The organism is Massilia sp. BAP21 (assembly GCF_057801335.1).
The window spans coordinates 5,655,775-5,667,434 of record NZ_CM173596.1 but is presented as its reverse complement, the minus strand read 5'-3'; the positions used below and the strand labels follow the sequence as shown (position 1 = coordinate 5,667,434).

The following is an 11,660-nucleotide window of genomic DNA, read 5'->3' as shown; positions in this document are numbered from 1 at the left end:
CGGCAGACCTACACTGGACCGGTTGCGTTTTCGGAGCACCGAATGAACCACATCGATTGCGACCTGCTGATTGTCGGCGGCGGCATCAATGGCGCGGCCATCGCGCGCGACGCCGCCGGGCGCGGCCTGCGCGTGCTGCTGTGCGAAAAGGACGACCTGGCCCAGCATACCTCGTCGGCATCGAGCAAGCTGATCCACGGCGGCCTGCGCTACCTCGAGCACTACGAATTCGGCCTGGTGCGCAAGGCCCTGGCCGAGCGCGAAGTGCTGCTGCGCAGTGCGCCGCACATCATGCGCCCGCTGCGCTTCGTGATGCCGCACGACGGCGGCCAGCGCCCGGCCTGGCTGATCCGCGCCGGGCTGTTCCTGTACGACCGCCTGGCGCGGCGCGAAATCCTGCCCGGCTCGCAGGCCGTCGACCTGCGCGCGCATCCGGCAGGCGCCGCGCTGCAGCCGCACTATGGCCGCGGCTTCGTGTATTCCGACGGCTGGGTCGACGATGCGCGCCTGGTGGTGCTGAACGCGGTCGATGCGCGCGAGCGCGGCGCCACCATCCTCACGCGCACGCGCTGCCTGGCGCCGCAGCGCCATGCCGCGTACTGGATCGCCACCCTGGTGCAGGATGACGCCAGGCTGCAGGTACGAGCGCGCTGCCTGGTGAACGCGGCCGGGCCCTGGGCGGCGCGCTTCCTCGACGGCTTGCCCGACCTGCCCGCGCGCGGCGCGCTGCGCCTGATCAAGGGCAGCCACATCCTGGTGCCGCGCCTGTTCGAGCACGAGCAGGCGTATATCTTCCAGCATCCCGACGGGCGGATCGTGTTCGCGCTGCCTTACGAGGGAGCGTTCACGCTGATCGGCACCACCGACGTCGATTACACGGGAGACCTGGACCGGGTGGCGATCGGCCCCGAGGAAATCGCCTACCTGTGCCGGCTGGCGAATCGCTACTTCGTGCGCGCCGTGACGCCGGGCGACGTGGTGTGGAGTTATGCGGGGGTGCGGCCGCTGGTGCAGGATGGCGTTGGCGAAGGGGCGGCTGCGGCGGTGACGCGCGACTTCCGGCTCGACACCGATAGCGACGGGGCGCCGCTGCTGTCTGTGTTCGGCGGCAAGATCACGACCAGCCGCAAGCTGGCGCAGGAGGCGGTGGACTGGATCGGGCCGGCACTCGGCATGCGCGCGCCGGCCTGGACGGCGGGAGCCTGCCTGCCGGGCGGCGACCTGTACGGGCGCGGGCCGGACAAGCGCGGGGTGCTCGAGTTCGGGACCTGGGAAGCGACCCAGGCGGTGAAATATCCATGGGTGCCGCCGGCACTGCTGCGGCGCTGGGTGCGGGCGTATGGGACGCGGATCGACCTGCTGCTGGCGCGCAGGAATGCGCTGGCGGATCTAGGGGACGAAGTGGTGCCGGGTTTGTATGCGGTAGAGGTGGCCTACCTGGTGGAGCACGAGTGGGCGCGGTCTGCGGCGGATATCCTGTGGCGGCGCAGTAAGCTGGGCTTGCATGTGGCGCCGGGGAGTGCGGGGGAGCTGGATGCGTGGCTGGAGGCGCGCGGGGTGGGGCAGGTGGAGGTGGAGTAGGACGTTTCAGGGCGGTTGGCAGGCGTTATCGGGGCTGTTGCCTGTGCTGTTATCGGTGTGTTGAATCCGCGTGGGCACGGAGTGCCCACCGTACGGGACACGCCGCGTACCTGGGTTTTGCGTGAACTCGCTGATAGTGGTGACCGTACGGTGGGCACCCCGTGCCCACGCGGATCATGCGTACCAATCATGCCTCACGCAACAGCGCCACGAGCGTCACAAGCGACGCCGCGAACACCCGGCGGCCACTGCCCTCGAACGCCAACCTTACATCCCCTTGCGCTTCAACCACCCATCGATCTCCGGCACCCGCTCCCCGCGCACCTTCAGCCTGTCCTGGATGGCCGCAACCGCCGTCTCCGCGTCGCGCCGGGCTTCCGGCGCCAGGTTCGCCTCGGCATACCGGCGCACCTTGCCCACCATGTCCGGGTCCGACGACCCCTGCGCCAGCGCCGGGAAGAAGCGGCTGCGCGAGCTGGCGTCGATGCGCTCGTTCACGGCGGCCATGTTGGCCAGCGCGAAGTCGAAGGCCAGGTCGGGGTGGGTCTCGGCCACGGTCGAGATCATCTCCGCCCCGATCGTCTCGCCCGGCTCGCCGGTAATGGCCAGCGCCAGCGCGCGCGCGGCCAGGGCCGGATCGTTGGCGGTGGCCAGCAGGCCGTACATGGTGTCGCGTACCAGCGGCGAGGCTTCGGCGCGGGCGGCGGCGCGCAGCGCGTCCCAGGTCGGGGCGTCGGCATGCGCGGCCACGACCGCCAGGATGCTCTTCCTGAGCGCGGCCGGCACGGCCTGCGGGTCGCTCGCCATGGCGGCGTAGCGGCGCCGCGCCTCGCGCAGGGTGGCCGGGTCGCCCAGGTGCCCGAGCACCTCGATCAGCTGGGCGCGCAGGTTGGTGCGCGGCGTCGCTTCGTTTGCAACCGCGTTCCAGCCGATGTCCGCCATTACCGGCGCCAGGCGCGCCAGGGCATAGGCGTCGAAGCGCTGCTGGCCGGCGGGATCGCCCGCGTACTGGGCGTGGATCGCGGCAAACGTCGCGGCGATGCGGCCCCAGACCTGCGGGTCGGCGCCGGGCGGCGTGGCCTGGGCCAGGTCGAGTAAGCTCGATGCCGGCTGCAGGCCGGCCATGCCGAGCGCCCAGCTGTCGGCCAGCAGGCCGAGCTGGTCGATCGGCGCCAGGCCGGCAAAGGCGCCGGCCAGCTGCGCGAAGGACTTCGGCGCGTACAGGGTGCGGTAGTAGCCGCTCTGGCCCGCGTTCACGACCACGGCGCCGCAGCCGGGCAGGCTGACGCTGCCCTTGCCGCCGGCGACCAGGGTGCGCCCTTGCGCGGCGCCGCCCGCGATCTGCGCGATCACCGGCACGCGCCAGGAAAGCGGCTTGCGCGCCGGCTGGTCGCGCGAGAACTCGCCCTGGACCAGCGCCACGGTGCTGCGCCCGTCCTTGCACACCGGGTCGGCCACGCGGATCAGCGGCACGCCCGGCTGCAGCGTGAAGTCGTGGGCGATGGCCGTCACCGGCTTGGCGGCGGCAGCCTCGATTCTCCGCCACAAGTCGTTCGAGACCGTGTTGCCGTAGGCGTGCTCACGCATGTAGCTGCGCACGCCGCGGCGCCAGGCATCCTCGCCGACATAGGCTTCCAGCATGCGGATTACGGCTTCGCCCTTCGAATAGGTGATCTCGTCAAAGGCCTGGCTGGCCTGCTCCACGGTCTCGACGTGCTGCACCACCGGGTGCGTGGTGGCGACCGAATCGCGCACCATCGCGCCGTCGCGCACGCCCACCGCGTTCAGGGCCGTGTTCCATTCCGGGTGCAGGCGCGCCGTGGTGCGGCTTTCCATCCACGAGGCGAAGCCCTCGTTCAGCCAGAGGTCGTCCCACCAGGCCATGGTGACCAGGTCGCCGAACCACTGGTGCGCCATCTCGTGGGCGGCGGTAATGAAGATTTCCTGCTTGTCGGACTGGGTCGAGATCTTCGGGTCGAGCAGCAGCGCGTACTCGAAGGTGAACACGGCGCCCCAGTTTTCCATCGCGGAGAAGAACTGGCTGCGGCCCGGGCCGGCCACGTTGTCGAGTTTCGGCAGCGGATAGCGCATGCCGAAGTAATCGTTGTACTCGCGCAGGATCGCCTTCGAGGCGTCCAGCGCAAAGGCGGCCTGCGGCAGCGCGCCGCGGCGCGTGACCACGCCCAGTTCGGTGCCGTCCACGCTGGCCGTGGCGCGCTCGAAGTCGCCCAGCGCGAAGAACAGCAGGTAGGTCGACATCTTCGGCGAGTCGGCGAAGCGCACGCGCACGCGGCCGTCGGGCAGGGTGGTGGTGGACCTCACCGGCATGTTACTGACCGCCATCTCGCCGGCCGGCACCGTCGCTTCCAACGCGAAGCTGGCCTTGTAGGCCGGCTCGTCCCAGGACGGGACCATGCGCCGCGCGTCCGAGTTCTCGAACTGGGTAAACAGGGCGCGCCGCTTGCCGGTCTCGCCGTCGTAGTCGAGGGAAAACAGGCCGGCGGCCTGGGTGCCGATCACGCCGCTGTAGTCGATGGCCAGGCGGTAGCGGCCTTTCGCCAGCGGCCTGGCAAAGCGGAAGGTCGCGGTCTGGGCTTCTTCGTCGACGGCGATGCGGGCGGTCTGTGGAACGCCGTTTTTCGCCGTCAACGTAGCGCCGGCGAAGGCCAGGTCGGCCGCGTTCAGGGTGATGCTGGACGTCGCCGCCGCGACCTCGAGGTCGATCGCCACCCGGGCCGTGAAGCGCGAGGCCTGGGCGTCCGGCACGAGCGCGATGTCGTAGTGCAGCGGACGCACGCCACGCGGAAGCTGGGTGGTCGTGCTGGCGGCGGCGCTGCCGGATGCGGGTGCTGGTGCAGGTGCGGCAAAGGCGGGGGCGGGGGCGGAGGCGGCCGCGCCGCCGGCAAGGGCCAGGGCGACGGCGAGGGACATCAGGCTGCGGTACATGGGGGCTTTCGTCGTGGAGCCGGCGGCGGAAGGCGGCCGTGCGCGGGCATCTTGGCCCGAAAGCAGGAAGGTGTCAATCCATCAACTTCGCTGCGCCGGTGGCGCAGGCTTGCGCTATGATCTGGCCAGGCAGTCAACAATCAACAAAGGAGACCCATGAAACTGTATATCAGCAGCCATGCGCCGAATCCGCGCCGCGTGAGCATGTTCATCGCCGAAAAGGGCATCACCGGCATCGACACCGTGATGGTCGACCTGATGAAGGGCGAGCACCGCAGCGAAGCCTACCTGGGCAAGAATCCCCTGGGCCGGGTGCCGGCGCTGGAATTCGACGACGGCCGCGTGCTGAGCGAAGCGCGCGCGATCTGCACCTACCTCGAAGGCCTGCATCCGGAGCCGAACCTGATGGGCGCGGACTTCGAGGAGCGCGCCTTTATCGAGATGGCGGACCGCCGCATGGAACTGCACCTGCTGCTGGAAACGGCCAGCGCCGCGCGCCACACCCACCCGGCCCTGGCGGTGCTGGAACAGCCCCAGTTCGCCGACTACGGCGCGGCCCAGGGCGACAAGATGCGCATCACCGCGCGCTGGCTTGACCAATTGCTGGCGCGCCAGGAGTACGTGGCGGGAGACCGCTTCACGGTCGCGGACATCACGGCCTTCTGCGCCCTCGAGTTCGGGCGCGGGCTATTGAGATTCCGGCCGGGCGAGGAAGGCATGGCCCACCTGCAGGCCTGGCGCGACCGCATTGCGGCGCGGCCGAGCGCACAGGCGTCGAAGTAAGCGGCGGCATGCGAAGCCGGCGAGATAGTCCGCCGGCGGTGACAATTTGATAGTTTCCGTTTTGCAATCGTACGTATAATGGCCCGGATCATCCGGCCCGGCCTGGTGAACCACACCACTACCTATCGAGGAGAAGCAGAATGGAACACACCCCCGTCGCGACGACGCAAACCGGCGACAAGACGCTCGCCATCCTGGTGCACATCGGCGCGATCTTCTTCAGCTGGCTGGCGCCGCTGGTCGTGTATCTGATCAAGAAGGGCAGCGGCGATGAGTTCACGACGGCGAATGCGCGCGAGGCCCTGAACTTCCAGATCACGCTGGTGATCGCCTATGTCGTCTGCTTCATCCTCTCGTTCGTCCTGATCGGCATCTTCCTGCTGTGGATCGTGATCCTGGCTAACCTGATCCTCTGCATCCTGGCCGCCGTCAAGGCCAGCAACGGCGAGACCTACCGCTATCCGATGACGATCCGCCTGGTCGGTTAAGCAGTTTTCCGGGCCGCGCCAGCCGGCGCGGCCCGTCCTCCCCGCATGACATCACCCGCCATCACGCCACCCGCTTGTACCAGGCCGGATAGCCCCTGACAGGCTGGTAGGCCGCCGCGATCGCGTCGCCGGCCCTCAGTTCGCCGCCGATTCCCAATACTCCGAAACGCGCCAGGCTCTCGTGGAACAGGCGCAGCACGCGCTGGCGCAGGGCGGGGCCGAAGTCGCGCGGGTCGCGGCAACAGACGATGGCCTGGAATTCGTTGCACGAGGCGTCGGTCGCCAGGCTGTAGCTGGCCCAGGTGATGCTCGCGCGCAGGTGCGGCAGCAGGACCGCGCGGCCGTCGCGCACCTCGAAATAATCGGCTACCCGGCCGCCCCCGCCGCCATGCCGGTACTGCGCCTGCAGCGCGGGCAAGGTGGCGGCGTCAAGCGAGGCCGCGCGCATCTCGGCCAGCAACTCCTCGTTGGCGACCGTGGCAAAGAGCTCGGTGCGCGCGAATACCCCTTCCTCGGACAGCAGGATCGCCAGCGCCCAGGCCTGGCCGGCGCCGGCGCAGTCGGCCAGCCACACCTTCGGCACCGGGGCCGAGGACAAACACTTTCCCAGCACCGCACGCGCCTCCCTGGCACGCGGCGGGTCGTCGAACAGGGCGCCCTGCTGCAGCGCCAGCGCGCGCAGCACGGCGGCCGCGGCGCCGGGTTCGTGCAGCACGCGCTCCTGCAGACCCGATACCGTGGCCAGGCCGCGCTCGGCCATGACGCCGAGCAGCCTGCGCCGCACCAGCGCGCGGTCGTGGTCGCGGAAATCGTCGCCGTGGCGCGCGTGCAGCGCCTCCAGCAGCAGGGCGATTTCCAGCGCCTCGAGCGCCGGGTCGATCGTCGACCCGGCGCCGCAGGCAGCGGGAGACACCGGTGTGCTCAATGCAGCCACACCCGCATCAGCGACAGCAGCTGGGCCACGTCGACCGGCTTGGTGATGTAGTCCGAGGCGCCGGCGGCGATGCACTTGTCGCGGTCGCCCTTCATCGCCTTTGCGGTCAGGGTGATGATCGGCAGCGACTTGAATTTCGGGATGCGGCGGATCGCGCGCATCGTGTCGTAGCCGTCCATCTCCGGCATCATGATGTCCATCAGGACGATCTCGATGCCCGGGTCCTTTTCCAGCACCTCGATGCCGTCGCGGCCGTTCTCGGCGAACGACACCTGCATCTGCTGGCGCTCCAGCAGCGACGACAGGGCGAAGATGTTGCGCAAATCGTCGTCGACGATCAGGACCTTGCGTCCGGCCAGGCCGCCGTCCTGGGCGTGGATATCTTCCAGCATCTTGCGCTGCAGTTCAGGCAGCGAAGCGTGCGAGCGGTGCAGGAACAGCGCCGTTTCGTCGAGCAGGCGTTCCGGCGAGCGCGCATCCTTGATGACGATGGTCTTCGCGTATTTCTTGAGCTTGGTGACTTCCTTGCGGTTCAATTCCTGGGCCGTGTAGATCACGATCGGCAAATCGCGCAATTCGGGCTGCCTGCCGATCTGGTCGAGCAGGTCGAAGCCGGAGATGTCGGGCAGGGTCAGGTCCAGCACCATGCAGTCGAAGTGCGAAGCGCCCAGGGCTTCCAGGGCCGACTTGCCGTCGACGGCGGTGACGATGCGCAGATCGGCGTCGCCGATCAGCGAGACGATGGCTTCGCGCTGGGCCATGTCGTCTTCCACCACCAGCAGCGAACGCTTGCCGCCCATCAGGAACTTCTGGATGCGCGTGAATTCTTCCTGCAGCGCCTCGCGTTCGACCGGCTTGTTCAGGTAAGAGATGGCGCCCTGGCGCAGCGCACGCTCGCGCTCGCGCAGGGACGACATCACGTGCACCGGGATGTGGCGCGTGCTCGGGTCGCGCTTCAGGCGGTCCAGCACCGTGAAGCCGTCGATGTCGGGCAAATCGATGTCGAGCAGGATCGCCGACGGCAGGTAGTCGCGCGCGAGCGACAGGGCCGAGTCGCCGCGGTGGGTGACGATCGCCTTGAAGTTTTTCTCGCGTGCGTACTCCAGCACCACCTTGGCGAAGCGGTCGTCGTCCTCGACGATCAGCACCGACGGGTCGCCCGGGGCGATCAGGGCGCGGTCGTCGAGCATCGAGGCGTATTCGACCAGGCCGCCGCCCGGCGCCGGTACTTCGATGGTGGCGATGGTGCCGCCCTCGGTTTCCGACGTGCCGTAGGCCAGCGGTGCGCTGCGTGCGGCCGGCAGGGCCGGCGGCGCCAGGCGTGCCTGCTGCGGCTGGCGCGTGGTGGCTTCGTAGTTGATGAAGCCGGCGCGGTTGTACGGCAGGTAGAGGGTGAAGGTGGAGCCGGCGTTGACGGTCGACTCGACGCGGATCTCGCCGCCCAGCAGGCGCGCCAGTTCGCGCGAGATCGACAGGCCCAGGCCGGTGCCGCCGTACTTGCGGGCGGTCGAGCCGTCGGCTTGCTGGAAGGCTTCGAAGATCAGCTGCAGCTTGTCCTGCGGGATGCCGACGCCGGTGTCGCTGACCGAGAAGGCCAGCACCGCGTCCGCATGCAGCAGGTGCGGGTGGTCCGCCGTCCAGCCGCTGGTGACCAGGCTGATGTCGAGCGACACCTGGCCGTGGCTGGTGAACTTGAAGGCGTTCGAGAGCAGGTTCTTGAGCACCTGCTGCAGGCGCGTGGTGTCGGTCATCACGGCGGTCGGCAAATTGTCCGCCAGGCCGACGTGGAAGCCGAGGTGCTTGGCTTCGGCCATGTGGCGGAAGGTGCGGTCGACGTAGTTGCGCAGGTTCGAGAAGCGGTATTCCGACACGTCCAGCGTGACGGTGCCGGACTCGATCTTCGACAGGTCGAGGATGTCGTTAATCAGGGTCAGCAGGTCGGAACCCGAGCCGTGGATGGTCTTTGCGAATTCCACCTGCTTGCCCGAGAGGTTGCCCTCCGGGTTGTCGGACAGCTGCTGCGCCAGGATCAGCAGCGAATTCAGGGGCGTCCTCAGTTCGTGCGACATATTCGCCAGGAACTCGGACTTGTATTTCGAGGACAGCGCCAGCTGGGTCGCCTTTTCTTCCAGCGCCAGTTTCGCCTGTTCCACCTCGCGGTTCTTGCGTTCCACCTCGATATTCTGCTCCGAGAGCAGGCGCGCCTTTTCCGCCAGCTCCTGGTTGGTCTGCTGGAGTTCCTGGGCGAGGGACTGCGACTGGGTCAGCAGCGACTCGGTACGGCTGTTCGCCTCGATCGTGTTCAACACCACGCCGATCGACTCCATCAGCTGGTCGAGGAAGGAGAGGTGGGTTTCGGTGAAGCGATCCAGCGAGGCAATCTCGATTACGGCTTTCACCTGCTGCTCGAACAGGATAGGCAGCACGACGATGTTGTTCGGCGGCGCCGAGCCCAGGCCCGAGGACACCACGATGTAGTCGCGTGGGACATCGAGCAGCCAGATGCGGGTCTTCTCGACCGCGCACTGGCCGACCAGGCCTTCGCCCGGCAGGAAGGAGGTCGGCAGCTTGCGGCTGGAACGGTAGCCGTAGGAGGCGATCATGCGCAGGCGCGCGTCGTCGTCCTGCGAATCCATCATGTAGAACACGCCGTGGTGGGCCGAGACCAGCGGCGCCAGCTCGGACAGGATCAGCTTGGTCACCGCCTCGAGGTCGCGCTGGCCCTGCAGCAGGCGCGTGAAGCGCGCCAGGTTGGTCTTCAGCCAGTCCTGCTGCGCATTCTTCTGCGTGGTTTCCTTCAGGTTGCGGATCATCTCGTTGATGTTGTCCTTCAGGTAGGACACCTCACCGCGCGCCTCGACTTGAATCGAACGGGACAAGTCGCCGCGCGTCACCGCGGTGGCCACCTCGCCGATCGCGCGCATCTGGTTGGTGAGGTTTGCCGCCAGCTGGTTGACGTTCTCGGTCAAGTCCTTCCAGGTACCGGCCACGCCCGACACGTTGGCCTGGCCGCCGAGTTTACCCTCGGTGCCGACCTCGCGCGCCACGCGCGTCACTTCCGACGCAAACGACGACAATTGGTCCACCATGACGTTGATGGTGTCCTTCAGTTCGAGAATTTCGCCCTTCACGTCCACCGTGATCTTCTTCGAGAGGTCGCCGCGCGCCACGGCGGTGGTCACCGCCGCGATGTTACGCACCTGGCCGGTGAGGTTCGAGGCCATGAAGTTGACGTTGTCGGTCAAGTCCTTCCAGGTGCCGCCCACGCCGGGCACATAGGCCTGGCCGCCGAGTTTGCCCTCGGTGCCGACCTCGCGCGCCACGCGCGTGACTTCCGATGCGAAGGAAGACAGCTGGTCGACCATGACGTTAATCGTGTTCTTCAGCTCCAGGATCTCGCCCTTCACGTCGACCGTGATCTTCTTCGACAGGTCGCCGTTCGCCACGGCGGTGGTCACCTCCGCGATGTTACGCACCTGGCCCGTCAGGTTGCCCGCCATCGAGTTCACGCCGTCGGTCAAGTCCTTCCAGGTACCCGCCACGCCCGGCACGTTGGCCTGGCCGCCGAGGCGGCCTTCGGTACCGACTTCGCGCGCCACCCGGGTCACCTCGGAGGCGAATGAGTTCAACTGGTCGACCATCACGTTGATGGTGTTCTTCAGCTCGAGAATTTCGCCCTTGACGTCGACCGTGATCTTTTTCGAGAGGTCGCCGTTCGCCACGGCGGTGGTCACGTCGGCGATGTTACGCACCTGGCCCGTGAGGTTACCCGCCATCGAGTTCACCGAGTCGGTCAGGTCCTTCCAGGTGCCGGCCACGCCCTTCACCTGCGCCTGGCCGCCGAGTTTACCCTCGGTGCCGACCTCGCGCGCCACGCGCGTGACTTCCGACGAGAACGAGGACAACTGGTCGACCATCACGTTAATCGTGTTCTTCAGCTCCAGGATCTCGCCCTTCACGTCGACCGTGATCTTCTTCGACAGGTCGCCGTTCGCCACCGCGGTGGTCACGGTCGCGATGTTACGCACCTGGCCGGTGAGGTTCGAGGCCATGAAGTTAACGTTGTCGGTCAAGTCCTTCCAGGTGCCGCCCACGCCCGGCACATAGGCCTGGCCGCCGAGCTTGCCCTCGGTGCCGACCTCGCGCGCCACACGCGTGACTTCCGAAGCGAAGGAACGCAGCTGGTCCACCATGACGTTGATGGTGTCCTTCAATTGCAGGATTTCGCCGCGCACGTCGACCGTGATCTTCTTCGACAAGTCGCCGTTCGCCACGGCGGTCGTCACTTCCGCGATGTTGCGCACCTGCGAGGTCAGGTTGCCCGCCATCGAGTTCACCGAGTCGGTGAGATCCTTCCAGGTGCCGGCCACGCCTTTTACTTGCGCCTGGCCGCCGAGTTTACCTTCGGTGCCCACTTCGCGCGCCACGCGCGTGACTTCCGAGGAGAACGAGGAGAGCTGTTCGACCATGGTGTTCGCGGTTTGCGCCGCGCGCAGGTACTGGCCCTTCAGCGGATGCCCGTCGACTTCGAGCGCCATGGTCTGCGAGAGGTCGCCTTTCGCCACGGCGCCGATGACGCGCGCCATCTCCGTGGTCGGGCGAACCAGGTCGTCGATCAGGGTGTTGACCGAGCTGATGATGGTGCTCCAGCCGCCGACCACGCCCGGCACATCGGCGCGCTGGGTCAGGTGGCCTTCGCGGCCGACCACGCGCGATACTTCCGTGACGGTTTCGACCATCTTCTGCTTGGTCTCGATGATGTCGTTCAGCGTATCGGCGATCTTGCCCGAGACGCCGGTCCAGTCGGAAGGCATGCGTACCGAAAAGTCGCCTTTTTTCAGGGCCATCAGCGTCGTCAGCAGGAGCTTGACATCCAGCTGTTCAGCCATGTCGGTCATGGTGTTCATCGACGGTAAATCCTCGTTGTG

General features: G+C 67.5%; 6 protein-coding genes. 3 read left to right on the top strand and 3 right to left on the bottom strand.

The window, feature by feature from the left end; translation table 11 throughout:
• Nucleotides 1-42: 42 nt before the first annotated feature.
• Nucleotides 43-1,581, top strand: coding sequence for a glycerol-3-phosphate dehydrogenase (glpD, locus tag ACWYRN_RS24660; protein ID WP_488690421.1), 1,539 nt, complete (start codon nucleotides 43-45; stop codon nucleotides 1,579-1,581).
• Nucleotides 1,582-1,848: 267 nt separating this feature from the next.
• On the opposite strand, the gene ACWYRN_RS24655 is transcribed toward glpD, so the two are convergent.
• Nucleotides 1,849-4,527: a M1 family metallopeptidase gene (locus ACWYRN_RS24655; protein WP_488690420.1), complete on the bottom strand. Its 2,679-nt coding sequence runs from the start codon at nucleotides 4,525-4,527 to the stop codon at nucleotides 1,849-1,851.
• 156 nt (nucleotides 4,528-4,683) lie between these two features.
• Here ACWYRN_RS24655 and ACWYRN_RS24650 point away from each other — a divergent pair, with 156 nt between their 5' ends.
• Entirely contained in the window at nucleotides 4,684-5,310 is a 627-nt protein-coding gene (locus ACWYRN_RS24650) for a glutathione S-transferase family protein (protein ID WP_488690419.1), read from the top strand.
• Nucleotides 5,311-5,450: 140 nt separating this feature from the next.
• Nucleotides 5,451-5,798 (top strand): DUF4870 domain-containing protein, encoded by a 348-nt coding sequence (locus ACWYRN_RS24645; RefSeq protein ID WP_229436700.1) that lies wholly within the window; start codon nucleotides 5,451-5,453, stop codon nucleotides 5,796-5,798.
• A gap of 61 nt (nucleotides 5,799-5,859) precedes the next feature.
• On the opposite strand, the gene ACWYRN_RS24640 is transcribed toward ACWYRN_RS24645, so the two are convergent.
• Nucleotides 5,860-6,711 (bottom strand): CheR family methyltransferase, encoded by an 852-nt coding sequence (locus ACWYRN_RS24640; protein ID WP_488690418.1) that lies wholly within the window; start codon nucleotides 6,709-6,711, stop codon nucleotides 5,860-5,862.
• Between the two features lie 8 nt (nucleotides 6,712-6,719).
• The gene (locus ACWYRN_RS24635; protein ID WP_488690417.1) at nucleotides 6,720-11,639 is read right to left on the bottom strand and encodes a response regulator; all 4,920 of its coding nucleotides are present in this window, start codon (nucleotides 11,637-11,639) and stop codon (nucleotides 6,720-6,722) included.
• Between the last annotated feature and the right edge of the window lie 21 nt (nucleotides 11,640-11,660).